The sequence below is a fragment of the Pseudoalteromonas sp. 68 DY56-GL68 genome (assembly GCF_041414825.1).
GTDB lineage: Bacteria > Pseudomonadota > Gammaproteobacteria > Enterobacterales > Alteromonadaceae > Pseudoalteromonas.
Genome location: NZ_JAOCZL010000024.1, coordinates 49,477 through 75,465, shown reverse-complemented (window position 1 = coordinate 75,465; position 25,989 = coordinate 49,477). Strand labels below are relative to the sequence as shown.

Sequence of the window (25,989 nt, the reverse complement as noted above, 5' to 3'; positions counted from 1 at the left end):
GCTTTCTTAACCAAGATAATTATTCGTTAATTTGCGACGCAATATCAGCATAGTTTGCTTGAAACTCAGCTTGGCGAGTTTGCGCTGCATCAAATGCATTGAAAGTGACTTGTTGCCATCCACCTGAGTTTGGTTTTGCTGTATTTGCTTGGTCTATGAGCACATTTTCTTGACGTGTTTTAAAACTTGCTGAACCAAAATCGCTGGCCTCAAGTGTTTCACGGTAAGTTCTATTTGCCCAATAGCGATCCCAACTGTCGCTATAAAATGTATCTGTACCACGGTAATGACTAACAATCACTGGCGTATAGAACACCCCCCAGTTACCTAAGAATTCGACTATGTCTTTGTCTTGCTGATTTGCATAGCGGAGTGCATGAGTACCAATTCCATCTTTATGGTAAACAACCATAGGATGACCGTTTTGCTGGAGCACTTCATTAAACGCTCGCGTATCATAATTACCATGGGCACTGGTGCTTACGTGACTAATATACTCATTACCACTTTCTTTCACAGTCCAAACGATCACCGTTTCAACGTCATGACGATGTCCACCCGCAAATGACCAGTGAACTGATTGATCCTTTTCAAAATAGAGCTCATAAAAGTGTGCACAATACTGGTCTTGGTTATCTGTTTGATGGCATAACTGACGATGCATAGTGTTAGCAAATAACTCCCATCCTGTATCTCGACACTCTCCCCAAGGCGTTTTCCATGCCGCATCTTCGCCTTTGTTTTGCGCCAAATTATTATTTCTATCAAAAGGTGTGGCTGGATAACAGCCGTCCGAGTCAAAATCAAATACCGGTGCAAAATTACGTACTGCTGCTTGATTATACCAAGTCACAGCTTCATCTAAACGAGGCAATTCTTGTCCAAAAGCAGTATTCGTTATTAAAAGGCTTGCCATTGTTAATGCCATTAATTTATCCATATTATGTTCCTTATTCTCTGTTGATGAGTGACACTTGAGTGCCACTATTTAGACGAAACATTTCCCATTTAGTGGACAAGAAATTCAATGAAAGTTTTCTTACAGAGTTAATGAAAGGCTAAGTACAAAACGGCGACCAAATTGCTCAACCTTCATAAGAGATGAAGCATCGTTTGTTTGCACCTCTCGAACAAGATTTTTGTCTGTGGCATTAAAAATATCAAAACGCAATGCTACCGCATCAGAGAAAAACCAGCTGTAGCTGAGATCAACACTGGTAAAATCATCAATATATACATCAGCATTATTCGATAAGTCTCGTTGCTCTAAAAACTCGTTTCGATAATTAACATTAACAGCACTTTGCCATCTCTTAGCATTAATCACGAAACGCAGATTTGCTGTTAGTTCAGAGACCCCTTCAATCTCAGGGTTGTAAATTTGCTTAGCCGTTAATTTAGCGTCCAGCAACTGACTTACACTCGTTATCATACGACTTTGTAAAAAAGAGTTTGATAGCACAGGCAGACTCAAATCAGCACTTAATTGCAGCCCATTTATTGTTGCTTGCCCATCATTGGTTGCCTGTAAAGCTGGGTACTGTTGCTGTTGATAAGTAACGGTTTTGATTTGTTCAACGATAAAATTATCGAGTTGATGATTAAATGCCATGAGTTGCAGGTTATTCTCTTTAGCTAACCAATTAAGCGAAAAACTTGTGGTGTTAGCAACGACAGGCTCTAGAGTTGGGTTTCCTAATTCGGCATAAGGTAGCCCACCTGAATTCACATGGAGTTTTGGATTAAAATCAGAATAGTTGGGCCGATTCAATGAGCGGCTATAGCCTAATCGACCAAGCCAATGCTCAGACAATTGCCATTTAACATTGAATGAAGGTAACCACATAGAGAATTTAACTTGCTCATAAAGTTCTTCTAATTGGTTATTCTCATTAAGCTGATACCCTAATGTTTCACTTCTTGTATCACTATACCTAAGTCCAAAAGCAGCCGTTAAGCCTTCTAGATCTGATATCTGCCATAGACTATGGATATAGCTTTCATAGGCAGTAAATTTAGTTTCATAACTATTTAAATAATCATTAGCTTGTCGCTCAGCAAATGGCAATTCAATATCATAAAGCTGCAAAAGATCACGTTTTGGGATCAACCAAGCTTGCATTGGCTGAGATAGAAAATCAGCTTTAAATGGCTTATTCAAAGGCTCCAACCAACGGCCATCAAGATCAGGTAAAGCAGCTAATTGTGCCTTAGATAAATTAATATCTTGGCGTAGGTATTGATGAGACTGTGCTGACTTTACGGCGCCAAACTGTACACTCGACAACCCCCAACTAGATGAAACTTGCCACGTGCTATCCACTCCCCATTCTGTTACTTCATCATTCACCTCTATCATGCGGCGACTTAACTGCGATAACTGCGAGTAACTATCAACAAGTGATAAATTTGCAGCAAATTCATATTCGGTCAGTTCATTTCCCAAAATAGAGACACTCGCTGGCACAGGCTTTAAATCAACATGAGTTCGCGTAATCGGTGTTTTGGTTGCACTAAGTGATTCACTATGGCTATAAAACGGGCTTATTCGCCAACTTATTTCATCCTCTGAATACCATGTGGGCATAACTTGTAATGTCTGATTGTGGTAATAAAGCCCCGACTCTTCTCGTGAGGATTTACTTTGTGCAGCATCAAACTGCACATTTTGAACACTATTGTTTTTTTCATCTAAAGTAGCTTTAGCCTGTTTACTTAACGGGTTAATCGACAAGCGATGTTCATCGTAAGTAAAATCTGTATCTGAACGAAGCCATAGCATATCTAACTCAAACTGCGGGTGTGGTTGCCATGCTATATTTGCATAATAACTCGTTCGTGTTCTATCTTCATTTTCGATGGTCAGTGCTAGCGTGTCAGTGGGTACTAAGCTATTACTCTCTAACCCCTGCCAATAATAAGCTGCGGGGGCTCCCTCATTATTCCCCCAGTGCCACGTTTCAAATTGAAATTGCCTTTGTAATCGGTTCTCGTAATTAAATTTAACAACAGCAGCTAACTCCTCATCAGCTGAAATAGTATTCGCTGTTAAGCCAAAGCTTGGTTGGAAATTACGCTCTCCCGCAAGTGCAGCACTGGTCAAGGTTGCTTTAAAATGATCATCATCAAATGAGAACGGATCATCACTCATTAAGTTAACTGTTGCTCCTGCCGCTCCGCTGGGTAATCTCGCATCGGCCAGTTTATACACTGCAATATTGGTAAATAGCTCAGCACTGAAAGTATCAAAACGATATTGCTGACCATATTGGTTAGAGTTACGAACGTTTTCGGTATTCGCTAACCGGTGACCATTCAATAACGTTGATTGATACTCTGGCCCAAGTCCCATTGCATTGATATTAAGTGCTTCGCCGCGATCTCGGGAAATACTCATACCTGGAATTGCTTGCAGTGCTTCGGCTAAATTTTCTGCGGGTAATAGCGACAGCATTGCGCCATTAGCAAAATCAGCTTCACCTATGTAATTTTGCTTTTGCTGTTGCGCATAGTCTGCACTTTGTTGGTAGTTTCGGTCATAAAGACGCGTATAGGCTTGGTTATGTTTATCGCCAGTCACTGTTACTTCTTCCATTACAAACTGTGACTGGGTTTTACTTTGTATTTGAGCTGGCTTTGAAACCACAATTCCCGATGGGGTCTGTTGCCAAATAAAGCCATTATTTAATAATAGTGTATCTAAGAGAGTCTCAATGCTGTTAGCTTCAGGAACTTCAGCTGACGGCAAAACCACGTCACTCACTAACTTATCTGGGTAAATGATTGCAACTTGGTACTGCTCAGCCAGTGCATTAAGTGCTGTTTTTAGGGTGCTTTGTGCAGCATATAGCTGCTTGGCATACACACCAAACAGCATCAAAGCAAAGCAGAAAATACGCCCCATTAACTTGCATCCTCATTACTAGAGGAAAACATTGTGCCTATTTTCGATGAAAGGTTTATGACAAAATCATGTCAGTTTTCAGCCTTTTTACTTAACTCAATACTATCAGGATACTGCTTGACATCGAGTGTATTTAGCTGAGCAATTAGCTTTGCAGACCCAAGTATATCGTTAACCGCAAAACGCCCACTCACTTGTATATCAGTCGGTACACTCTTTAATACTATCGGTTTGTCGCTATAACGATTTAACTGAAATAAAGCATCATTGATAGACACGTTATCTAAGTCCAACCAGCCTTGCTGCCAATCAGGTTGTAAAGCATTAAATTGCGATACTTGTATTACAGAATCGCTCACTCGGGCACGCTGCCCTTTCACTAATTCAACGTGCTGCTTTCCATCTAAACTGGTTACTGAAACTTTGCCATGAAAAACCTCGACTAAGGTTTCACGCAATGTTTTATCGACATTAAAAGCCGTACCAAGCACTTCAATCGTGGCATTGCCTGCATCTATAGTGAATGGGCGCGATTCATCACGGTGCACAGAAAAGTATGCTTCGCCTTTACTTAATATTGCTTTTCGAGTTCGCCTATTTTCAGTAAATTCAAGTTGAGCATGTACATTCATTGCAACCTGTGTGCCGTCAGACAAGCTGACTTGTTGTGCTTTATCACTACTAAATTGCTGCACAGCTACAAGATTAGAGGCTGGTATCGAGCGCTGTTCATTTAGTGGCATTAAAGTCCACATGAAAATAGCAAAGCACGCTGCTACAGCACCGCTGCCCCAAGAGTATTGCATTAAACGACGTCGCTTTTTAGCTTGTTGCTCAAGTTGTTCATTCTGTTGCGTATCCACCAGCTCAAGTGCGGCTAATAATGCAGGGTCATTCCAAATCGCTTTCTCTAATGCATTATCCGATTCGTAATCATGTTGGTGTGAAGAGTTCATCGTTATCTCAATTACTCGTAATACTAATGTGACGGATTAATCGCCCTAACGGGGACACTCATGCACTAAAAAATACTCAGTCATAGCATTTTTTAGCATATCCATTGCCCGCGAAATATGTTTCTTAACCGCTTCTTCGGAGATCCCCAAACTGCTTGCGATCTCAGAACGAGTTTGACCTTTAATCCGACGCCGAATAAACACGTCTCTACGCAGTGCTGGCATTTGTGACAAAATGCGCTGATATAGTGCAATACGCTGCTCATACTCAAGCGCGGACTCAAGCGATAGCGCCTCACAATGCGGCTCATGCTCTAAGCTTTCTGGTGTTCTCTTTTGCTCACGATGATGATCAATAACCAAGTGCTGGGCCATTCGATAACCATATGCCAGTGGATTATCTATCGGATCTAAATGCTCAGAGTTAAGTGCTTTTAGCAGTAACTTTTGAAATAAATCGTCCGCATCCGCACGCTCTGCTACGGCCTTGCAAAAAAAACCTTTAAGCGCGTCTTGATTGGCTATAAAGCACTGCAATAAGGTTCTGCTATGCGCTGTAACTGTATTATTCAAACCGTTAGTCATTGAAGGTAAAGACATAATTTAGTGATGAAGGCTAGCTTATTTATCTAGGTATGACGCAAATGCTAGCCTAAAGGGGACAACAGTTTGATGATCATTTGGTTACAGTTTTAAGTAATTCTCGACTTAAAAATGTCACGAAAGCTTCACGAAAAAAGGCGTCCCCTTCTTTGTTAATGCAGCGTCTTTACAGGCGAATTTAAACCAAATATTGCATTAACAGGAATTAACTCACATGACGTACCGTGCATTTTCATTATCACCTTTAGCACTTGCTGTTGGCTCATTATTAATCACTCCCGCTTACGCAGAAGAAAACCAAGAACCGATTGAAGAAATTGTTGTCACTGGCAGCTACATAAAGAGTTTAGAAAAAGCGATTGATTTAAAACGCACAAATATTGGCTTCTCAGATTCAATAGTGGCCTCTGATATTGCGGACTTCCCAGAGCAAAATTTAGCGGAAGCTTTACAACGTATGCCAGGTGTTACTATTGAACGTAATAAAGGCCTAGGTCAAAAAGTCAATGTACGAAGCTTACCGTCTGAGTTTACATTTGTTTCTATTAATAACCTTGCCACAGCCTCTGGCAGTGGTGGCCGTGATGTTGAATTTGATATGTTCGCTTCGGAGATAATTCAAAGTGTCACTGTAAAAAAATCACCAACAGCAGCAGATGAAGAAGGTGGCATTGCCGGTTCTGTAGCAATTACCACTGCGCGCCCATTTGATTATGATGGACGCCAAATTGTGGCATCTGTTGAAGGCGCTTATAATGATATTTCAGAGCAAAGCGACCCCAAATTTTCATTCTTAGCGAGTAATACTTTTGGCGACTGGGGTGCACTTGCCTCGTTTGCATATTCTGAGCGCACCAACCGAACTGACAGTAATTCAGGAATCAACTTTCGTCCGTTGTCTCGTTGGCTAGAAAAATCGGGATCATCACAATGGCAATCTGACCAAGCGGCTGATGTTTTAGAGCGTGATACAGGCATCACTATAAATGATCGCTTTGATAAAGATGAAACAAGCCGCGTTGTTTTTCTTGATAAAGTAGGAGACCGCGCTTACTTAACAGAACAAGAAAAATGGGGAGCCACTTTATCATTGCAATATAAACCTAGCAGCGAATTTAGCCTCACGTTTGATGCATTACTTGGTAACTTTGATAACCATGAAGATGAATATGATGCAGCAGCTTATTCCGCTTCTAGCATCAGTTCATTAGAAAAAATAAACAGTTACGATAATACAACTTTAGCTAATTATGGCATCACCGTACTCACTGATGTTAATTATGCAGCAACTCAACATGAATTTTTGAGTAAAGAAAATAGCAGCGATACAGATTACCAACAATTCAGCTTAACCCTTGATTGGATGCTAGGCGATTGGGAAGTATACGGGGTCGTTGGTTATAGTGGTGCAGATAAACTGGCAGAAACTACCAACCTAAAGCACACAGCTTACCGTCCAACTCGTAGCCGATACACATCAACTGGTGGCGAAACGATTGCCAGTGATAATCCAGATACATTTGACATGTATAATTCACCACAAGCTTATACGTTTGATTATTATGAGGTGAATCTAGAAGATATCTCAGACGACAAATATGCGGCTCAGCTCGATTTTAGTCGTCATTTTCAACTAGACTTCTTCCCTGCATTATCAAAAGTACAATTTGGTGCTCGCTATACGGATAAGTCAAAGCAACGTAATTATGGTAGCAACCGTATAACAGGACCTTCTGCGGGCGACTCTTCATGGGTAGGCACCCGTACTCTAGCTGATAGCGAGCTAACCCCTATATCAGATTTAGTATCGGGCGGTGAGTATTTATCTGATGTTTCTTCAAAACAAGATTGGAGTCAAATTTCAAATAACTACGCGCGTAATGAGTTACGTTACGATGGCTTTGGTGTCGACTACGCACCTGATCAATTCTACGAAGTAACTGAAAAAACCACCGCTATTTACGCTATGGCTGATTTTGTATTTGATATTGGCACATTACCAGCTACTTTAAACGCGGGTGTCCGTTATATCGATACCGATGTTAATTCTTCTGGGTATCACCAAGTACAAAGTGATGACGGTAGTACAGGCTATACACCAGCACCTATTTCAAAAGAAGGTAACTACAAAGAGACCCTACCAAGCATTAACTTTAGTTTAGAGCTTACAGACAACCTATTATTCCGCGCAGCTGCATCAGAAACATTTATTCGCCCAGCACTGACTGATATTGCCTACAAACGTACAGTTAGCTTAAGTGAATTTAAATATCGTGACGGTAACCCTGATCTTAAACCTACTTACGCAGACCAATGGGAAACCGGTCTAGAGTGGTACTTAGAAGAAGGTGGTTTACTTGCAGTGTCTTACTTCGAAAAAGAAATTGAAGGTGTAGTACGTGAATCCCTAACAGGTGTTGTAAATGACGTAACTAAATATAACGACAATGGCACTGTCGATGGTGTGTATGATTTTGACGTTTATCAAAAAGTAAATGCCGAAGGGTCGTATGATGTGAGTGGTCTTGAGTTTATTGCACAAATTCCATTTTCCCGCTTCCACCCAATGTTACAAGGTTTTGGTATAAATGCTAACTACACTACGCTTGATAACTCACTCACTGGCTCGTCTGATTTAGCGATTCCAACACCACCAGAAGGCTTAGCTGACGAAACCTATAACCTTACCTTTTATTTTGAGAATGACAGCTTTGATGCACGTATTTCTTACAACTACAAAGATAAATATGTTGAATACATAGAACGCGATATGTATCCAGTTTACCGCGATGCTTACGGTCAAACAGATGTTTCATTTGGCTATAAAATAAACGACACATTTAAAGTTACCCTTGAGGGCATCAATATTACAGATGAAGAAACAACAGGCTACACAATAGCCCCCGTTTTCCCAACTATGTATGAGTTCTCGGGTCGTCGCTTCTCATTAGGCTTACGCGGCAGTTTCTAAGCGGATCATCGGGGCGGTGCGCCCCGATTTTTTCAGTAAGGCTATATTAATGCGATTATTTGCACTACTTTCACTGCTTTTTGCGACGTTTCAACTCTATGCCAAAGAGCTAAACACGCAAATCGCTTTTATACCAGATATACATTTTCACGATATTTACGCTGATTTTAGCCAAGCTGGCTTCGCTGGCATTAAGCTCGATAACCAATCGAAGTCTGTCTCTATTCGCAGCATGAAATCTCAGCTTCACTCAACTCGATTATTTAATGAAAACTACTTTGCTCTGATAGCAGCGCTAGATGATATTGCCGCACGCGGCGTGAAATTAGTGGCATTACCAGGGGATTTTACCGACGATGGACAACCTGTTCACCTAAAGGGATTAAAAACTCTTTTAAGTGATTACAGCAAACGCTATGGAATACGCTTTTTTGCTATTCCAGGCAATCATGATCCTGTTAAGCCAATAAGAAGTGCTGCTGGTAAATCAGACTTTTTAGATAAGCAAGGCCGTGAGGTGGCAATTTTTAGTAACGACCACGCTATGTGTAAAACCCCTCATACTGATTTCTTGTTTTGCGATGATGCTATTAGCCACGGTGGCTATCAAGAAATCATGGACGCGATGTCTGAATTTGGTTTAAAGCCACAGAGCCAAGACTTGCTATGGCAAACACCTTTTTTAAATAATCACGCCTCTTTATCCGAGCGGCAGTACCAACAGTGCACTGATGATAATAAGCACTGTGTAATGCTCCCTGATACGAGTTACCTTGTTGAACCTGTTGCAGGGTTATGGCTTTTAGCTATCGATGCCAATGTTTATTTACCTGAGTTTAAGAATAACCAACTTACTTTCAAGGGATCAGGCAATGCAGGATACAACAAGGTCTTAACGGAAAAGCCGTACTTATTAAGTTGGATAAAACAGCTTGTTAGCGCAGCAAAAGAACAGCACAAAACACTGGTTGCATTTAGTCACTTTCCAATGGGAGAGTTTTACGATCAGCAAAGTGAATCAATCAAGGACTTGTTCGGCGACAACGCTTTTCAACTAACTCGAAAACCCACAAATCAGACGCAAAGTGCGTTAGCTGAAACTGGGCTACGTTTGCATATTGGCGGCCATATGCATATGAATGACACCAGTATAATTCGAGCAAAAAAAAACACGCTTTATAATATTCAAGCTCCATCCATAAGCGCTTACCGCCCTGCTTACAAGCTTGTCAGTATTACAGGGAGAGAAGCGAAAGTAGATACGGTTTTACTTGATTCTATTGCTAACTTTGATACATTATTTCCAGCTTATGAAAAGGAATACAGTTACTTAGCTGAACATAATCCTGATGAGAAATGGCTTGCGGATATTCTAGGCAGCGAAAACTATCAACAATTTACTTTGCAACACCTAGCCGGACTCGCAAAATGGCGATTTATACCTAAAGAGTGGCCTGACAGTTTTAAAACCCAGCTACTCTCATATAGCTTCCAGGAGCTATTAACACTTTACGATAGCCCTACACCCCCTCCAATAACGCAAGCTTCAGATGCTTTGTTGAGTAAAGTCACTTTATTTGATTTTATTCGTGACTTTTACCTACTACGAAATGCAGGTTCATTAGCATTTGAAGATATTTCAAAAGAACACTTCAAAACTTATAAGCTGATAGCACAGTATTTAAATGCTATGGGACAATGCTTACCAAGACAAATGAGTAAAATAGCGCAAACAGTTGATGTTTGTACTCTACAAGTGGGCCTTAGCAAAGCGCTCACTATTTTTGAAAAACTAGCTACAGGTGAAAATGACCGCTGCTTGGTCATTGATCTGAATCTAAAAACTAATAAGCCAGCAAAAAGCTGTGATTCCATAAATAAAAACGGCATCTAAGTCGATGCCGTTTTATTATTCTTTGCTATTACTGAGTATGGGCTGCAGCGCGGAAAATTGTATTAGTTAGCAGTACATTCATACCTTCAAGGTAAGCACGGTAGGTTGGTGATTGTGTAAAGCCAATCACCATGCCTTTACCTTGCGGTTGATGAACTAATAATGGCTTATACGCAAGCTGTGCTTTATTTTGCTGCCACAGATAACCACTTGCCAAAACATCGTCTTTACCTGTAAACCACGCCAAGTTTTTACCTGAGTTCAGTTTTATTGGCGTGTAAATATCATTACCGTAAGCCACCGCAACAAGGTCTTTATCAACCCCTGCTGTTAACCAATGCTCTTGGTCTACTTCAACATTAGCAAGTACACCGGCTACATAGTCTGGCGATGTATGTGGCTCAATGCTCGCTGCTTTTAAATCATCGCGAGAAGCAAATAACTGCCCTGCCACTTTACTGCTTTTATCATCGCTGCTATCGGCTTTATCTTCTCGGTAAGCTTGCTCACGCTTAACCTCTAATAAGCCGTAATCAGCATTACTAGTAAAGCGGTTTGCATTACCAAGGGCAATCAACACGCCACCTGCTTCAACCCAGCTTTTTAAATTAGCCGCGCCTGATTTACCGAGCACTTGCTCGTAATCACCTTCCGGTAAAATAAGCACTTGGTAATCACTTAAATCAGCCCATGCAAGCATTGGCGTACGAATCGCCGTAACGGGGTAACCTAGCTGCCTTTCGATAACAAAACGGGTGTTACCGGCACTTAGCTCACTGGTGGGTGCATCCCATGCCATCGCCACTTTTGGCGCCACCATGGGCACTGTTTTGTTACTACCAAAGCTTGGACCTTCAATCACCCAACTTGAATCAACACCATCAACTATTGCACCTGTTTGCTCGGCGATTTTGCTAATTTTAGCAAGTAGTTCTTTGTCATTTAAACGCTTTTCGATTACTAAACTACCCGCTGGGTACTTAGTTTTATCACCTAATACAAATGCTTGGTCAGCACTTTTCAGTTTAATGCCTGCTTGCAATGCTGCTGTTAAAAAGCGTGCTGCGGCCGTATCACCCCAAGCAACGATATAAGCCACAGAAGCTTCGGGGTTATTTACTTTGCCAAGTAGTGTGTCGTCGGCCTGAACCGCTTTGCTTTCTGCGCTAACAGTGCGATCACAACTATCGCTATCAACATTAAACATCATCGGCAGTGACCAACCTGTGACATCGTATATTTCATCGTCAAGGTTACGAGCACGGCGTCTTTCTTGCTCTTTTACGAATGCCTCAGCCATATCAACTTGGTCTGTAAACGTGGTGCGCACAAATACACCACGCGGCTGTGCGGTATCAATAAAATAGCTACCCGCTTTATACTTAACGCCACATACTTTGAACTCTTCAGTTGCTTGTTTAACTTCAACACCATGTTCAGCCATTAACGTTGCTAGTCTGTGAGCGCCTTCACGATTACTTTGTTTAGGTAAAATATAAACACGCTCTTTGCTATCTTTACCCGAATCAATCGCATCAACTTGATATTGATAAAAATCGCTCAGTAATTTTTCACGTTGATTGGCAGCCCCTTCGGCGGTTGAAATTGACGCTACAAACTGACGTTTTACGGTATTAAAATAAGTGAGTAGTTCACCGGTGTTTTTCTCAAACACATGACCACGAGCTGAGCCTACTTCATATGTTGATGCAGACGCCCCATAAAATACTGGCCAGCTATCGCCGTAGCCTGGGTAAAAGGCATCAAAAATTTCACGGGTAAAATAATCAAAACCAAACTCATCAAAATACTTTGCATGATTTTGGCCAATCGCATCCATGTTGGCGATTTGTGTTTTTGTCATATGTGGGTTAAATGGCTGAGCAGCTGGTGCAAAGTAGTAAGATTGATCGCCGCCCATTTCATGAATATCAACCACCACTTGTGGTTTATATTTATTGATTGCAGCCACTCTTCCCTTTGTTTCAGGCTGAGTAAGTGCTAACCAATCACGGTTCATATCAAACAAATAATGGTTTGTTCGCCCTCTTGGCCACGGCTCATTATGCTCTGCACTTAAGCGATCGGCACTGTGCTCAAGACCGACGGTTGCATAGTAACGAGTAACAAATCGCTCACGACCATCTGGGTTTTGTAATGGGTCGATAAAGACCACTGTATTGTCTAAAATTTTGCTGTTAACAGCATCACTAGGAGCTGCTAGTAAATGATACGCTGTAAATAATGCGGCATCGGTTGAGCTAATTTCATTCCCATGTACCGCATACTGAAGCCACACTGATGTCGGTAAGTTTTTAATCAGCGACTTAGCTTCTTTTTCAGAAGTAATTCGCGGATCAGCCAAGGCTTGTGTGTTATTCGAAAGGGTTTCTAATGAACTAATATGCTCAGCGGTGCCAACCACCGCATAAACCAGCTCACGCCCTTCCCAGCTATTTGCGTACTTAAACACTTTAATACGATTAGGTGCCGCCTTTTCAAGGGCACTGAGGTAACGGCGCATATCGTTGTAATTAGTAATACGCTCACCTACATCATAACCAAGAACCTGCTTAAACGTAGGTATATCAGTATTGTAAACAGTACCAGGCCACATCACTTCGGTATTGTTAATACTTGCAGTGGCACTAAAACTGACAGACATTGCCATCATGCACATTGAGACTGCTTTGATTGCTCCCTTTGCTAACATATGAATTCCACCCATTAAAAAAACGTAAATAAACTAGTTACCAACATATAAAACTATTGAAAATAAGGGAATTAAAAGCGTTAGAAAGGCCTAAATTAGGGTTAACTGGAAATAACACCCCTTGTCAGCGAGAGTCATAAGTGCAAGGGGCATTAGGTGTGATTTGATTTTATGCTTTGGTCTTCAAGAAATCATACAGCTCATCTTTCAGCGCCGCTCTTTGATGTTTCTTTTCATGCATTTCACTGTCATCGATCGGAGAACTATTGAGCTCAAGTTCTCTAATTTCTTTATCCATATCATCATATCGCTGCATGGTATTTTTAAAGTGCGCATCACTTTTAGCAAGGTTGTGGATTAATTCATTAAACTCTGGGAATTCATTCAATAACGAGTGTTTTTCGCCTAGCATGGGCAACTCCTTTGACTAGAATTAGATTTCAAATTCACTGTAACATTGTGCAAAATAGAGTCAACGTCGCAACCTTGTCCGAGATCAATAATGGTGGCGATTAGGGAATGATAGTACCTGGTTAAAAATTGCTTGTGATTTAGAAAGCTAAAAACCTCGACATATACCGAGGCTCTTGTGTTAGTTAATGAGTCAGCAAGTGGCATTAAAAAAGCAAAAAGCCAGTAGCATTCACTACGGGCTTTAATCTAATTTGGAGAGTCAGCCAATAAGCCGCTGTTTTGTATGCGCGGAGTGGATTTTCTCCCCCCAAAAAAACAAAAAGCCCCGCATCGCTGCGGGGCTTTAATCTAATTTGGTGAGTCAGCCAATAAGCCGGGTTCTGTCATGGATAATCATTCGTCTAGGCCATAAATTGCTCTATGGCTCAAGCAACCTACCCGGTTCTCACGTGGGCCACGCGTTCATTATTTAAAATGATAGAACCCTATTTGGTCTTGCTCCGAGTGGAGTTTACCTTGCAACCAACTGTTACCAGTGGCCCGGTGCGCTCTTACCGCACCCTTTCACCCTTACCAACCGAAGTTGGCGGTCTCCTCTCTGCTGCACTTGTCGTAGGCTCGCGCCCCCCAGCCGTTAGCTGGCACCCTGCCCTGTGGAGCCCGGACTTTCCTCCCCCTGCGCATTTTCGTTGCAGGCAGCGATTATCTCGGCTGACTCGGCGCGCAGTATACCTGAGCGCGCACGTCTATGCAGTAAAGAATTAGTCTTTTTCGTCAATAATTGCTTTATAAAGTGCGTTTTTCTTCAAACCAAAATACTCAGCTACAACACCACAAGCTTTTTTCAGTGGCATTTCGGCTTCGAGTAAACCAAGCATACGGCGCGCATCTTCTGGAATATCATCACTTTGCTTTACCTTACCTGGGAGCATAAGCACAATTTCGCCGCGCTGCTTAGTTGGATCATCTGTTAAAAACTGCTTTAGCTCAGCAACACTGCCATTAAAGAAGGTTTCGAAGGTTTTTGTTAGCTCTTTCGCAAACACCACAGGCTGCTCTGAGCCGAGCGCCTCTTCTAAATCATCAAGACTTGCCATAATGCGGTGAGTACTTTCATACATGATGCTGGTTATACCTGAGTTTACCGCTTCAATAAAAAAAGTTTGTCTGGCTTTACTTTTTGCTGGCGTAAAACCAATAAACTGAAAACGGTCAGTTGGTAAGCCTGAGCAGCATACCGCAGTGATCGCAGCACAGGCACCTGGCACAGGCGTTACATGTGCGCCTTGTTCACGACATAAATTAACAACCGCATAACCTGGGTCACTAATTAATGGTGTGCCGGCATCTGATACCAAGGCAATGTTCATTCCCTGCTCAAGCCAGTCAACTATTTGCTGCGCTTTTTGTTTTTCGTTGTGATCATGTAAAGCAAAAGTTTTTGCTTTGATATTAAAGTGACTTAACAACTTCCCCGTATGGCGAGTATCTTCAGCGGCTATTAAGTCAACCTCAGATAGGGTTTGAATGGCACGCTGGCTAATGTCATCAAAGTTACCAATAGGCGTGGCAACAATGTAAAGAGTGCCGATTTTATCTGAATTGTCCTCATTTAACATTGAGGTCTCCTGCGTCAGTCAGTAATATAAGCAAATCGCGTTAACGTATTGGGAAATCATTGTGCGACTTAAACTTGTTAGTCTATTAATTGTATTGTCAGGGTTATCGGCTTGTAGCACAACCGAAAAACCATCAAATAGTACAGAAAATCCATCGAGCCAATCGAGTAGTGCTCTGTCACAATTAACCGACGCACAATCTATGTATCAAACGGCACTTAATCGCCAAGGTGCTGATAAAATCCAACTACTTTATACAGCCCGAGATGCAGCGATTAGTGAAGAGCGTTGGTCTCTTTTAGAGAATATCTGTTTAGAGCTTGAAGCAACTCCCAGCGTAGACCAAATTCAAAACAAGCTTTACATTGCGTTAGCACAAGAGCAGCAAGGTAAAAGCGATCTTGCACTTGAGCAACTACGAGTACTTGAGCCTGAGCTGAATCTGCCTGAACATAAGGCTTGGCATCAGTATTTAACGGGTCGAGTTTACGCATCACAAGGTTTGCCAAAACAAGCCATGCCCTATTATTTTGCGGCTTCAACAATTAGTAATGATAACAACTTTAGCGTTGCAAATTTAAATCAGGATTTATGGCATAGCCTTACTCAGCTTTCATCGTATGCACTAGAGCGCTTTAACCGCGGTTCTGTTGTGCAACAAGGTTGGGTTAATTTAGCGCTTTATCATCAAGTATACTTAGGCGCGCCTGTCGAGCTGCACCAAGCAATGAATAATTGGATGAGACGCTACCCAGGGCACCCTGCTGCTGAGGTGCTACCAAAAAAAGTGACCGAACTAATTGAAGTCGAGCCACTAACGGTTAATCGCCTTGCTGTACTCATTCCACAGTCAGGTGCGAATGAACGTTTAGGCGATGCACTCAAAGCTGGTGTACTCGCTGCACTTGATAACAATCCGCTAGAAGAAACCTTATTTATAGACGAATCGCTGTCAGCGGCAGAAATTGCCCTAAAACTCAGTGAATTTAAAGCTGATTTTGTTATTGGCCCTTTACTCAAAAGCAATATTGAAAAATTAAGTACAGCGCAAACACTTATTGATTACCCTGTTATGCACCTAAATACGTTTGATGGTGAACGAGTTTCTCAACAGCACTTTTTCTTTGCTTTAAACCCGGAACATGAAGTGCAACAAGCACTTGAGCGTTTTTTAACTGCGGGTTACCAAAAGCCAATGCTGCTGGCACCAAATAATAGTAATGGCCAACGCTTAGTTGAATACTTCAATACGCAATGGCAACGCTATAGTGAGGTTAAACCACAAGTTGGCTTCTACGCTAGTAAAGATGATATGCCTAAAACTATTACAGGCTTATTAGAGGTAGACCAAAGTAAAGAGCGCATTAAAGTCGTTAAGTCATTATTTAGGCAAGAGGTTGAGAGCGAAACGCGATCGCGTAGCGATGTGGATGTTATCTACATTCTTGGAGATGCAACCGAGACACGCCTAATAAAGCCTTACTTGGATGTTAATGTCAGTACTTTTGCTGAACGTATTCCGCTTTACGCTAGTTCAAAAAGCCATAGTAAGCAAATAGATAGAACTGACAAAGGTGACCTTGATGGCCTTTATTTCACGGAACTCCCTTGGATGCTCGAAGGTCAAATAAAGCAACATAACTTACGTCAGCAATATGAGAGCCTTTGGCCTGAAAATGCCGATATTAACCAGCGTTTATTTGCGATGACCTATGACGCAACCAGTATGCTGGGAAGCGTAAAACAATTGAGTATGGTTGCAGGCAAGCGCTTTAATGGCATCAGTGGCGAGTTGAGCATTGCCAGTAATGGCCATGTCACACGCTCTTTAGATTGGGCGCAATATAAGAATAAACAAATTATTGCTGTTGATTTAGCAACTGAGCAACCTATACCGTTATTCATGCAATCAGCTTCAGGAATTAGCTCTGCAGAATAGCCAATAAGATTCAAGGATGAGGTCATGTCGTGGTTCAAAGAGTTATGGCAAAATAGCCGCGAGAAAGGTTTATATTATGAAAAGCAAGCCGAAAGCTACCTGAAGCAGCACGGCTTAAAAACCATTGAGTGTAATTACTTATGCCAATATGGTGAGCTTGATCTCATTATGCGAGAAGGCAATACACTCGTATTTGTCGAAGTGAAGTTTAGAAAGAACAAACTTCGTGGTGGCGCAAATTATGCGCTTAGCCAACAAAAGCAGCAACGGCTTAGGCGAACTATCGCCCATTACCTTGCAGATAAAAAATTACCCAACCAGAGTATGCGCATTGATTACGTCGCCATAACAGGTGAACAAGATAGTGAAATAAACTGGTTTAGAAATGTATATTAACATCAAAGGCCAACAAGCCTTACTGGTAGGTTATGCAAGAAACTATTAAAAAGATTTTTACCGAAAATATTCAAGTCCAAATAGCCGCTGGTGAAGTTTTGCCAAGTGCTCTTGAGTCTGCAGCATTTACCATTGCACAAAGTCTTATAAATGGAAATAAGTTACTTTGCTGCGGTACCGCTAACTGTCATATGCTTGCACAACATATGGCAGGCTTACTTATTAACTTTTATGAAACTGAACGCCCTTGCCTACCCGCTGTTGCGCTTGCGCAAGAGCAAGTTAACCTTGGCCAAAGCAATCATAACGATGAACATGAAGCTTTTGCGAGACAAATTCGCGCTTTTGCTCAAGAAGGTGACTTACTACTCGCTATTGCAGTGAATGGCAATGAGAAGCAAATTATTTCTGCTGTAGAGGCTGCGCTAACTCGCGATATGAAAGTCATTGTATTAGTCGGTGACGATGGCGGAGAGTTAGTTGGTTTATTAGGCCCTAACGATGTAGAGATCCGTGTCCCTTCAAAACGCCCAAGTCGAATTGTTGAATCTCATCTCGTTAATTTACACTGCCTAGGTGAGCTTATTGATTTAACCTTATTCCCACAGGAAGAAAACAATGTTTAAACAGTCTCTTATTGTCATAAGTACCGTATTACTTCTACAGGGTTGCGCTGCAGCAGTCGTTGCTGGCACAGCAGGTGCTGTCACCTCAGCCAATGATCGCCGTACAATAGGCTCACAAATTGATGACAACAACATTGAAATTAAAAGCTCTATTGCTATAAGTGAAAATGAGCGCCTGCACAAATTTGCCAATGTAAATGTAATCAGTGTGAATGGCATTGTACTGATGATTGGGCAAGTTGCTAACCAAGAAATGAAAAACGAAGCACAACGTGCTATCGAAGGCGTGGATGGCATACGTAAAATTCATAACCAAATTCGTATAAGCTCAAATATTGGTATGAGTACACAAACTCACGACTCATGGCTAACATCAAAAGTAAAAACGCAATTACTCACCACAGAGAACATCAGTAGCAATAATATAAAAGTGGTCACAGAGAATGGCGAAGTCTTTTTAATGGGCTTAGTGAGCAATACAGAAGCTAATTTAGCCGTTGAAGTGGCACGTAATGTTTCAGGTGTTGAACGAGTCATTAAAGTATTCGAATACCTATAACTTTTACCACTAATAATAAAAAACCCGCTTCAAAGCGGGTTTTTTGTAAGTCTGAAAGGTTATTTAATCACTCGTAAGTGAGACCCTTTTTTCTTCTCTGGTTTAGTCGGCGGCTCATCATCTGGCGTAATATCGTCAGGTGTTTCAACACTTTCTAATACCGGAGCAAACTCTTCTTCGTCCTCGATGAATTCTTCTGCAGTAAATACAGTCCCTTCACCATTCTCACGTGCGTAAATTGCGAGTACAGCGCCCATAGGTACGTATACTTGCATAGGCTGTCCACCAAAGCGTGCATTAAAGCTTAGCTGTTGGTTATCCATAGCAAAATTTGTAACTGCCGATGGGCTAATGTTTAAAACGATCTGGCCGTCTTGAACAAACTGTGTTGGTACTTGTACAGCAGGAAAATCAGCATTCACCACTAAGTGTGGTGTACATTGATTATCAACAATCCAATCAAAGAAAGCGCGTAGTAAATAAGGACGATTAGGCGTCATTATAAACGGATCTCACGCTCAGCTTCAGTGAGTGAAGCTTGGAATGATTCACGCTCAAATAAACGCAACATGTATTCTTTAAGCTCTTTCGCGCCTGCACCAGTAAGCTCAATACCAAGTTCTGGTAAACGCCAAAGTAGTGGTGCTAAGTAACAATCAACTAGGCTGAACTCTTCACTCATGAAGTAAGGAGCTTCAGAGAAGATAGGAGCAATTGCAAGTAATGCTTCTGTCAGCTCTTTACGCGCTTGAGCTGCTTCACTGCTACCGCTTGAAATTTTGTTAGCTAAGCTATACCAGTCAGTATCAATGCGATGCATCATTAGACGACTACGGCCACGCATAACCGGATAAACTGGCATTAGTGGAGGATGAGGAAAACGTTCATCAAGGTATTCCATGATGATGTTTGCCTGATATAAACCAAGCTCACGATCGATCAGTGTGGGTACTGTACCGTAAGGGTTAATTTCATGAAGTGCTTCTGGCAGGTTATCCTTTTCAGCCAGGTGAATGTCAACACTTACACCTTTTTCAGCAAGTACAATACGTACTTGATGGCTATACATACAGTTAGCACCAGAAAACAGGGTCATTACAGGGCGCTTATTGGCAGCTACGGCCATGCCTACCTCCATTATATTACAAAAACAGCAATAGGGGCTTAAGCCCCTATCACAAAATTACCTTTCAACATGCCCAGGATTAGTGAACATCTCTCCAGTATTCTTTCTTCAGCATGAATGCCAAGATAAATAGAATCACTAGGAAACCAATTACCTTAAGACCTAACGCTTCTGACTCTAAACGTGACGGTTCGCCAACATAAGCCAAGAAGTTAGTTAAGTCACGAGCAGCACGGTCGTACTCATCGTCACTCATTTCACCGGTACCATCTGTTTCAGTGCCAACAACTTTAGTCACAGTATGACCATGTTCTTCGACTTCTTCAGTGATTGGTGTTGGTAAGCCCTGTAGCTCTTGAAGAACATGAGGCATACCTACCGATGGGAAAACAATATTATTTACGCCAAACGGACGTGATTCATCTTTATAGAACGACTTCAGATATGTATAAATCCAGTCAGTTCCACGAACACGTGCTACAAGTGTTAAGTCTGGTGGCGCAGCACCAAACCACTTAGCAGCATCTTCTTTACCGATCGCGTTTTTGATATGGCTACCTACTTTTGAACCGTCAAAAATAAGTTGTTCTTGACCAATTTCAGTAGGAATACCGATATCGCGGAACGTACGTTCATAACGCTGATACTGCATTTGGTGACAACCAAGACAGTAGTTCATGAACAATTTAGCACCACGTTGTAAAGACGCATTGTCTTTTAGGTCAATGTTCGCATCCATTAAAGGAACCGAAGGACCTGCTGCCATTGTCAACGATGGCAACAATGCGAATAAACCGATAATTAGCTTTTTCATCATTTCGTCAACCTCGTTGGTAATGGCTTAGTTTTCTCATTCTTGCTGTAAACAAATAACAATACGAAGAACATGAAGTATGTCACAGTCGTGATTTGTGATAACAGCGTTTTGAAATCAGTTTGTGGTGTTGCACCAACCCAACCCAAGATAATGAAAGTTACCACGAATTGAGCAATGTTTAACTTGTGTAAGCCACAACGATAACGAATAGAGCGAACCGAACCACGGTCAATCCAAGGTAGTAACGCAAGCACTACGATAGATGCACCCATCGCGATAACACCAATTAGTTTATCTGGGATAGCACGCAGAATCGCATAGAATGGCGTGAAGTACCAAACAGGGAAAATGTGCTCAGGTGTTTTCAGTGGGTTCGCAGCTTCGAAGTTTGGCGCTTCTAAGAAGAAACCATTCATCGCTGGCATAAAGAATACAACCCAACAGAATAAGATTAAGAAACCAACCACACCCACAATATCTTTCACTGTGTAGTAAGGGTGGAACGGGATTGCATCAACAATGTCTTTCTTGTTGGTGTAATACTCGTGGAATTTGAATTTAGGTTTATCTTCTTCAGCAACAGAACCTTTCTTACGCTTGATTTCAACACCATCTGGGTTGTTTGAACCCACTTCGTGAAGTGCAACAATGTGTAAGAATACTAAAATAACGATAACTAAAGGTAACGCAATTACGTGAAGTGCGAAGAAGCGGTTAAGCGTTGCACCAGAGATTACGTAGTCACCACGGATCCAAAGCGTTAAGTCATCACCAATAACCGGAATCGCACCGAATAGTGAAATGATTACCTGTGCCCCCCAGAAAGACATTTGTCCCCAAGGAAGTAAGTAACCCATGAAAGCTTCAGCCATAAGTGCTAAGAAGATGAACATACCGAATAACCACAGTAACTCACGTGGTTTTTGGTAAGAGCCGTAGATCATGCCACGGAACATGTGCAAATAAACAACGATAAAGAACGCTGATGCACCTGTTGAGTGAAGGTAACGAAGTAGCCAGCCGTATTCAACATCACGCATGATGTATTCTACCGATGCGAAAGCACCCTCAGCAGACGGTACGAAGTTCATTGTTAACCAGATACCCGTTACGATTTGGTTAACAAGTACTAACATGGCTAATGAGCCAAAGAAGTACCAGAAGTTAAAGTTTTTTGGTGCAGGATACTGTGCAATATGCATGTTCCAAACACGTGTCATTGGAATGCGATCGTCGATCCAGCCAATAATTTTTCCAAACATTATGCCACTCCTTCTTCTTCACCGACTAAGATAGTCGTATCATCAATGAAGGTATACGGAGGGATTTCTAAATTTAATGGCGCAGGTACAGATTGGAATACACGACCAGCCATATCAAATTTAGAACCGTGACACGGACAGAAGAAACCGTCATCTGTGCCCTCTACTTTTTCACCAAAGCCACCTTGTAAGAAGCTCGGAGAACAACCTAAGTGTGTACAAATACCAACAGCAACGAAAATCTCTGGTCGTTGTGAACGGTATTCATTGGTTGATGATTCAGGTTGTTGAGGCTCTTCAGATGCAGGATCACGAAGTTGACCTTCATGCTCTTTCATCTGTTCAAGCATTCTCGGGGTACGTGATATAACCCATACAGGCTTACCACGCCACTCGACACGTATTAATTGTCCTGACTCAAGCTTGCTGATATCTACTTCTACAGGCGCACCCGCAGATTTAGCTCGCTCACTTGGATTCCAAGACGCAATAAAAGGAACAGCAGCCCCAGCCGCACCAACACCACCAACAACAGAGGTAGCTATGGTTAAAAAGCGACGTCGGCCATTGTCTACAGGCGCATTGCTCATCCACTTATCTCCACTATGATTCCCAACACTTGCCATATTGAGAACATCAGTTACAGCAGGTTAATTTTTAGAAATTTCAAAATAGACGCGATCATAATTAAAAGCCTTGATTAAAACAAGGTTATTCACAGTCTCATGCTTGAATAAACCCGTTTTAATACCTTATTAATTTGGGTTAGCTCGAGTATGAAGCCGCTATTTATGATAACGCATATAAAAAAACAATATACTGACCAAGATCAACCTCACTAAGAGGAAACAGAATTCTGTATTAGCTGTTGTTGAACTCACTCACATTACTTGCCCCCCAATTGTAGCAAAAAAATTCATCAATTAACTGATGGATTTAAGCTAATTTTGCCAAATCATGAAGTTTTTTTACTGTAATACGTAGGAATTACTAAGAGCGGTTAAATATCGAGCGAAAAAAATGAAACATCTGTACGCAAAGCATGCTTGATTTTGTTCTTCTACATTACGAATTGAGAGCCATCCATATCAAGTGAGGAATAAGAATATAGTTTGTGAGTTAACCGTGGCGGCTGAGTGAATCAATACGCTTTTGCACGAAAACAAAAAACCCAGCCGAAGCTGGGTTTTTGGTATTCTGATAAACGTAAATATTAACGTTTTGAGAATTGTGGACGCTTACGTGCTTTCTTAAGACCCACTTTCTTACGCTCAACTTTACGTGCATCACGTGTAACGAAACCTGCTTTACGAAGTGTAGGACGTAGTGACTCGTCAAACTCCATAAGTGCACGAGTGATACCGTGACGGATAGCACCAGCTTGACCAGTAGTACCACCACCTGAAACAGTGATGTGTAGGTCAAACTTTTCAGTCATTTCTACGTGCTCTAATGCTTGACGAACAACCATGCGAGCAGTCTCACGACCAAAGTACTCTTCTAGAGAGCGCTTGTTGATTACGATGTTACCAGTGCCTGGGCGTAAGAATACGCGAGCACTTGAACTTTTACGACGACCTGTACCGTAGTATTGATTTGCCATGATAGTGCTCCTTAAATGTCTAGAACCTGAGGCTGTTGTGCAGCATGGTTGTGCTCAGTACCCGCGTAAACTTTAAGTTTACGGTACATTGCGCGGCCTAAAGGACCACGTGGCAACATGCCTTTAACAGCTTTTTCGATAATCATTTCAGGCTTTGCAGCTTGAAGCTTGTCGAAAGTAGTAGACTTAAGACCACCTGGGAAACCAGTATGAGCGTGGTACATTTTGTCTTTTGCTTTATTACCAGTAACAGTAACCTTCTCTGCGTTGATAACGATGATGTAATCACCAGTATCTACGTGAGGAGTGTACTCAGCTTTATGCTTACCGCGTAGGCGACGAGCGATTTCAGTAGCGATGCGACCTAAAGTTTTACCTTCAGCGTCAACTACGTACCAGTCACGTTTTACTGTTTCTGGCTTAGCAACAAACGTTTTCATTTATTAAAATCCAATGTTTTCTTATTTAAAACCACAGGTAATTATCATTAATTACCGCTCTAAGTTGAATGCTTTAACCCCTTCGAGTTTAAGACTTTGAGCCATCAATTAGAGGCTAAACTAATATCAGGCAATAGAACGCAACGTGGCAGACGCGGGAGTATACCAGCACTTAAACCACATTGCTATATGATGGTCGTTTTTTATTCTAAAAAATAAAGCATAGCCGCTAGGCTTGTCAGGCACATTTCAATGACAGAAATTGCGTCAACAGCTTTATGCCAAATGCTCTTTTGCTAAATATTCGAGCGATTGCATTTCTTGTAATCGGCTAATACAACGCTTAAATTCAAAATTTAAATTTCCGTCACTATACAGCTCTGTAATTGGCTTTTCAGCGGAAATAATCAGCGTTACGTGACGCTCATAAAATTCATCCACTAGAGCGATAAAACGACGTGCGGCATCATCATTAGCCTGACCAAGTGCTTTTACGTTCGACAAAATCACCGTGTTATAAAGTCGGCTTATTTCCATATAATCGACTTGGCTACGAGCTGTTTCGCACAGTTCACTAAACTCAAACATGGCAATACAGTCTGAAACTTTGCGGGTTTTGATCATTCGCCCTTCAATTTCAATTGCCTTATCAAGCACACCTGGCTCAGGCGACAATTTATCGAAATATTCAAATAAATTTTCATCAGCCTGCTTATCAAGCGGGCTATGGAAAATCTCTGCTTGCTCTAGTGTACGTAATCGATAATCAATGCCAGAATCAACATTGACGATTTCAGTATTGGCTTTTACCAACTCAATCGCTGGTAAAAAACGCGCCCGTTGCAAACCGTTACGATACAGCTCATCAGGCACAATATTTGACGTAGCAACGAGCACAATGCCACGTTCAAATAATGCTTCCATCAAACCACCGAGCAGCATTGCATCGGTAATATCTTGTACAAAGAATTCATCGAAACAGATAATGTCTGTTTCTGATTTAAAGATATCGGCAACCACATTTAATGGGTTACTGGTATTTTTTAACTTTTTCAGCTCATCATGCACGCGATGCATAAAACGGTGAAAGTGCACACGCATTTTACGTTCAGTGGGTAAAGCTTCGTAAAACGTATCAACTAAATAGGTCTTACCTCTGCCTACTCCGCCCCAAAAATACAGCCCTTTTATACTCACCGTGCTATCTTTAGAGAATAGTTTGGCAAACCAGCCCTTCGCGGCGGGTTTGTCTGCCGTTAGGTCATCATAGAGTCTTTGCAAATGGCGCACTGCATTTTCTTGCGCTGCATCATGTACAAAGTCTTCTCGCTGTAAATCTTGTTGGTATTTTTGCCAAGGAGTCATAGGTCGTTACAATAAAACACAGTTAAATTTGCACAGTATATTAACACGCATCGTATCTCAGGGTATATTAACCCGCAGTATGATTTCACAATCACATTAAGCTTTTTTTAATATAGATTGGACTATAAACGCTTCAACAGCATAGTTTTTTGTTATTTTTCCCAAAGGGGTAGATTTATGGGTACTATTACCTGGATAGGTATTTTAATCATCGTTGCAATCTCGGCATTCTTCATTGGCGCATTTGTAACTAAAAAGCAATTTAAGCAAGACGAATTAGAAGAGCAAGTTGAGCAAGCAAACAATGCACTTGAGCAATATCGCCAAGATGTTGCTGATCATCTTGCGAGCACAGGTAAGCTTGTATCGAAAATGAAGGATAACTACGACCAATTACTAAATCATGTTGAAGAAACAAATAAGTTATTACTTGCAGATAAGAAGCAGCACCCTGCAGAGCCTTTCTTTTCGAAAGAAACCACTGAGCAGTTACAAAACTCATTAAAAGATCGCAGCAGCGATCGCTCAAACGCCGAGGCTCAGCCAGCTGACTACGTTGTTGGTGAGAGTGGTTTGTTTGCAGGTGAAAATAAAGTTTCAGAACATTCTAAAGCCTCTTGATGAACTTTTTTTTGACCCCATAGTCTTTAGGTATAACAGCTTTATATCTAAACCGAGAAAAGGGCTGCTTACGCAGCCTTTTTCTTTTAGGCGAGTTAACATCAAAAATTAACACGCCTCATTTGCTTTAACTCTGAAATCTCTGAAGTGGAGTAAACCCA

At 41.5% G+C, this 25,989-nt stretch carries 22 protein-coding genes and 1 other RNA gene; 7 read left to right on the top strand and 16 right to left on the bottom strand.

Features of this window, described 5'->3' with window-relative positions:
- Nucleotides 1–19: 19 nt before the first annotated feature.
- From NYF15_RS19560 to NYF15_RS19545, 4 genes are all read right to left on the bottom strand, one after another.
- Complete coding sequence (locus tag NYF15_RS19560; RefSeq protein ID WP_371354416.1) at nucleotides 20–940, bottom strand: NPP1 family protein; 921 nt, start codon at nucleotides 938–940, stop codon at nucleotides 20–22.
- A 99-nt stretch (nucleotides 941–1,039) separates the two neighbouring features.
- Nucleotides 1,040–3,904 (bottom strand): TonB-dependent receptor, encoded by a 2,865-nt coding sequence (locus NYF15_RS19555; protein WP_371354415.1) that lies wholly within the window; start codon nucleotides 3,902–3,904, stop codon nucleotides 1,040–1,042.
- A gap of 71 nt (nucleotides 3,905–3,975) precedes the next feature.
- On the bottom strand, nucleotides 3,976–4,860 hold the full coding sequence (locus NYF15_RS19550) for a FecR family protein (protein WP_371354414.1): 885 nt from the start codon (nucleotides 4,858–4,860) through the stop codon (nucleotides 3,976–3,978).
- A 45-nt stretch (nucleotides 4,861–4,905) separates the two neighbouring features.
- Nucleotides 4,906–5,433, bottom strand: coding sequence for an RNA polymerase sigma factor (locus NYF15_RS19545; RefSeq protein ID WP_371354413.1), 528 nt, complete (start codon nucleotides 5,431–5,433; stop codon nucleotides 4,906–4,908).
- A gap of 244 nt (nucleotides 5,434–5,677) precedes the next feature.
- On the opposite strand from NYF15_RS19545, the gene NYF15_RS19540 reads away from it, so the two are divergent.
- Both NYF15_RS19540 and NYF15_RS19535 read left to right on the top strand, forming a co-directional pair.
- Nucleotides 5,678–8,434: a TonB-dependent receptor gene (locus NYF15_RS19540; protein ID WP_371354412.1), complete on the top strand. Its 2,757-nt coding sequence runs from the start codon at nucleotides 5,678–5,680 to the stop codon at nucleotides 8,432–8,434.
- A 49-nt stretch (nucleotides 8,435–8,483) separates the two neighbouring features.
- Nucleotides 8,484–10,328, top strand: coding sequence for a metallophosphoesterase (locus NYF15_RS19535; protein ID WP_371354411.1), 1,845 nt, complete (start codon nucleotides 8,484–8,486; stop codon nucleotides 10,326–10,328).
- A gap of 28 nt (nucleotides 10,329–10,356) precedes the next feature.
- On the opposite strand, the gene NYF15_RS19530 is transcribed toward NYF15_RS19535, so the two are convergent.
- From NYF15_RS19530 to rsmI, 4 genes are all read right to left on the bottom strand, one after another.
- Nucleotides 10,357–13,041, bottom strand: coding sequence for a M14 family metallopeptidase (locus NYF15_RS19530; RefSeq protein ID WP_371354410.1), 2,685 nt, complete (start codon nucleotides 13,039–13,041; stop codon nucleotides 10,357–10,359).
- 169 nt (nucleotides 13,042–13,210) lie between these two features.
- Nucleotides 13,211–13,453, bottom strand: coding sequence for a YdcH family protein (locus NYF15_RS19525; protein WP_371354409.1), 243 nt, complete (start codon nucleotides 13,451–13,453; stop codon nucleotides 13,211–13,213).
- Nucleotides 13,454–13,808: 355 nt separating this feature from the next.
- Nucleotides 13,809–14,174: RNase P RNA component class A (rnpB, locus tag NYF15_RS19520), an RNA gene on the bottom strand.
- A gap of 42 nt (nucleotides 14,175–14,216) precedes the next feature.
- Nucleotides 14,217–15,074, bottom strand: coding sequence for a 16S rRNA (cytidine(1402)-2'-O)-methyltransferase (rsmI, locus tag NYF15_RS19515; protein ID WP_237120038.1), 858 nt, complete (start codon nucleotides 15,072–15,074; stop codon nucleotides 14,217–14,219).
- Between the two features lie 61 nt (nucleotides 15,075–15,135).
- Here rsmI and NYF15_RS19510 point away from each other — a divergent pair, with 61 nt between their 5' ends.
- Genes NYF15_RS19510 through dolP form a run of 4 tightly spaced genes read left to right on the top strand, consistent with a single transcriptional unit; the run spans nucleotide 15,136 to nucleotide 18,594 of the window.
- Nucleotides 15,136–17,013: a penicillin-binding protein activator gene (locus NYF15_RS19510; RefSeq protein WP_371354408.1), complete on the top strand. Its 1,878-nt coding sequence runs from the start codon at nucleotides 15,136–15,138 to the stop codon at nucleotides 17,011–17,013.
- A 24-nt stretch (nucleotides 17,014–17,037) separates the two neighbouring features.
- A complete protein-coding gene (locus NYF15_RS19505; protein ID WP_237120040.1) occupies nucleotides 17,038–17,409 on the top strand; it encodes a YraN family protein in 372 nt (123 codons plus the stop codon).
- A 32-nt stretch (nucleotides 17,410–17,441) separates the two neighbouring features.
- Entirely contained in the window at nucleotides 17,442–18,035 is a 594-nt protein-coding gene (locus NYF15_RS19500; RefSeq protein ID WP_130149371.1) for an SIS domain-containing protein, read from the top strand.
- Entirely contained in the window at nucleotides 18,028–18,594 is a 567-nt protein-coding gene (gene dolP, locus NYF15_RS19495) for a division/outer membrane stress-associated lipid-binding lipoprotein (protein ID WP_062568580.1), read from the top strand. The genes NYF15_RS19500 and dolP overlap by 8 nt, the downstream gene beginning before the upstream one ends.
- A gap of 59 nt (nucleotides 18,595–18,653) precedes the next feature.
- Here the strand turns inward: dolP and NYF15_RS19490 are convergent, their stop codons facing one another.
- The 8 genes from NYF15_RS19490 to zapE all read right to left on the bottom strand — a co-directional run bounded on the left by NYF15_RS19490 (nucleotide 18,654) and on the right by zapE (nucleotide 25,207).
- Complete coding sequence (locus NYF15_RS19490) at nucleotides 18,654–19,094, bottom strand: ClpXP protease specificity-enhancing factor (protein WP_062568579.1); 441 nt, start codon at nucleotides 19,092–19,094, stop codon at nucleotides 18,654–18,656.
- Complete coding sequence (gene sspA / locus NYF15_RS19485; protein WP_062568578.1) at nucleotides 19,094–19,720, bottom strand: stringent starvation protein SspA; 627 nt, start codon at nucleotides 19,718–19,720, stop codon at nucleotides 19,094–19,096. Before sspA ends, NYF15_RS19490 begins: the two co-directional genes overlap by 1 nt.
- Nucleotides 19,721–19,799: 79 nt before the next feature.
- A complete protein-coding gene (locus NYF15_RS19480; RefSeq protein WP_062568577.1) occupies nucleotides 19,800–20,537 on the bottom strand; it encodes a cytochrome c1 in 738 nt (245 codons plus the stop codon).
- Nucleotides 20,534–21,799, bottom strand: a complete 1,266-nt coding sequence (locus NYF15_RS19475; protein WP_062568576.1) for a cytochrome b N-terminal domain-containing protein — start codon at nucleotides 21,797–21,799, stop codon at nucleotides 20,534–20,536. The genes NYF15_RS19480 and NYF15_RS19475 overlap by 4 nt, the downstream gene beginning before the upstream one ends.
- Nucleotides 21,799–22,389, bottom strand: coding sequence for a ubiquinol-cytochrome c reductase iron-sulfur subunit (gene petA / locus NYF15_RS19470; protein ID WP_062568575.1), 591 nt, complete (start codon nucleotides 22,387–22,389; stop codon nucleotides 21,799–21,801). Before petA ends, NYF15_RS19475 begins: the two co-directional genes overlap by 1 nt.
- 623 nt (nucleotides 22,390–23,012) lie before the next feature.
- Nucleotides 23,013–23,405 carry a 30S ribosomal protein S9 gene (gene rpsI, locus NYF15_RS19465; protein ID WP_095209788.1) on the bottom strand — a complete coding sequence of 131 codons (393 nt, stop codon included), beginning with the start codon at nucleotides 23,403–23,405 and terminating at the stop codon, nucleotides 23,013–23,015.
- Nucleotides 23,406–23,413: 8 nt separating this feature from the next.
- Nucleotides 23,414–23,842, bottom strand: a complete 429-nt coding sequence (gene rplM, locus NYF15_RS19460) for a 50S ribosomal protein L13 (RefSeq protein ID WP_062568574.1) — start codon at nucleotides 23,840–23,842, stop codon at nucleotides 23,414–23,416.
- A gap of 276 nt (nucleotides 23,843–24,118) precedes the next feature.
- Nucleotides 24,119–25,207, bottom strand: a complete 1,089-nt coding sequence (zapE, locus tag NYF15_RS19455; protein ID WP_130149370.1) for a cell division protein ZapE — start codon at nucleotides 25,205–25,207, stop codon at nucleotides 24,119–24,121.
- 177 nt (nucleotides 25,208–25,384) lie between these two features.
- On the opposite strand from zapE, the gene NYF15_RS19450 reads away from it, so the two are divergent.
- Entirely contained in the window at nucleotides 25,385–25,828 is a 444-nt protein-coding gene (locus NYF15_RS19450) for a YhcB family protein (RefSeq protein WP_062568572.1), read from the top strand.
- The last annotated feature ends 161 nt before the right edge of the window (nucleotides 25,829–25,989 follow it).

Excerpts from the sequence above, each read along its gene's own strand:
- NYF15_RS19560 (WP_371354416.1), bottom strand. The coding sequence starts at position 940 with ATGGATAAATTAATGGCATTAACAATGGCAAGCCTTTTAATAACGAAT.
- NYF15_RS19555 (WP_371354415.1), bottom strand. The coding sequence starts at position 3,904 with ATGGGGCGTATTTTCTGCTTTGCTTTGATGCTGTTTGGTGTGTATGCC.
- NYF15_RS19550 (WP_371354414.1), bottom strand. The coding sequence starts at position 4,860 with ATGAACTCTTCACACCAACATGATTACGAATCGGATAATGCATTAGAG.
- NYF15_RS19540 (WP_371354412.1), top strand. The coding sequence starts at position 5,678 with ATGACGTACCGTGCATTTTCATTATCACCTTTAGCACTTGCTGTTGGC.
- NYF15_RS19535 (WP_371354411.1), top strand. The coding sequence starts at position 8,484 with ATGCGATTATTTGCACTACTTTCACTGCTTTTTGCGACGTTTCAACTC.
- NYF15_RS19530 (WP_371354410.1), bottom strand. The coding sequence starts at position 13,041 with ATGTTAGCAAAGGGAGCAATCAAAGCAGTCTCAATGTGCATGATGGCA.
- NYF15_RS19525 (WP_371354409.1), bottom strand. The coding sequence starts at position 13,453 with ATGCTAGGCGAAAAACACTCGTTATTGAATGAATTCCCAGAGTTTAAT.
- rsmI (WP_237120038.1), bottom strand. The coding sequence starts at position 15,074 with ATGTTAAATGAGGACAATTCAGATAAAATCGGCACTCTTTACATTGTT.
- NYF15_RS19505 (WP_237120040.1), top strand. The coding sequence starts at position 17,038 with ATGTCGTGGTTCAAAGAGTTATGGCAAAATAGCCGCGAGAAAGGTTTA.
- NYF15_RS19500 (WP_130149371.1), top strand. The coding sequence starts at position 17,442 with ATGCAAGAAACTATTAAAAAGATTTTTACCGAAAATATTCAAGTCCAA.
- dolP (WP_062568580.1), top strand. The coding sequence starts at position 18,028 with ATGTTTAAACAGTCTCTTATTGTCATAAGTACCGTATTACTTCTACAG.
- NYF15_RS19490 (WP_062568579.1), bottom strand. The coding sequence starts at position 19,094 with ATGACGCCTAATCGTCCTTATTTACTACGCGCTTTCTTTGATTGGATT.
- sspA (WP_062568578.1), bottom strand. The coding sequence starts at position 19,720 with ATGGCCGTAGCTGCCAATAAGCGCCCTGTAATGACCCTGTTTTCTGGT.
- NYF15_RS19480 (WP_062568577.1), bottom strand. The coding sequence starts at position 20,537 with ATGATGAAAAAGCTAATTATCGGTTTATTCGCATTGTTGCCATCGTTG.
- NYF15_RS19475 (WP_062568576.1), bottom strand. The coding sequence starts at position 21,799 with ATGTTTGGAAAAATTATTGGCTGGATCGACGATCGCATTCCAATGACA.
- petA (WP_062568575.1), bottom strand. The coding sequence starts at position 22,389 with ATGAGCAATGCGCCTGTAGACAATGGCCGACGTCGCTTTTTAACCATA.
- rplM (WP_062568574.1), bottom strand. The coding sequence starts at position 23,842 with ATGAAAACGTTTGTTGCTAAGCCAGAAACAGTAAAACGTGACTGGTAC.
- zapE (WP_130149370.1), bottom strand. The coding sequence starts at position 25,207 with ATGACTCCTTGGCAAAAATACCAACAAGATTTACAGCGAGAAGACTTT.
- NYF15_RS19450 (WP_062568572.1), top strand. The coding sequence starts at position 25,385 with ATGGGTACTATTACCTGGATAGGTATTTTAATCATCGTTGCAATCTCG.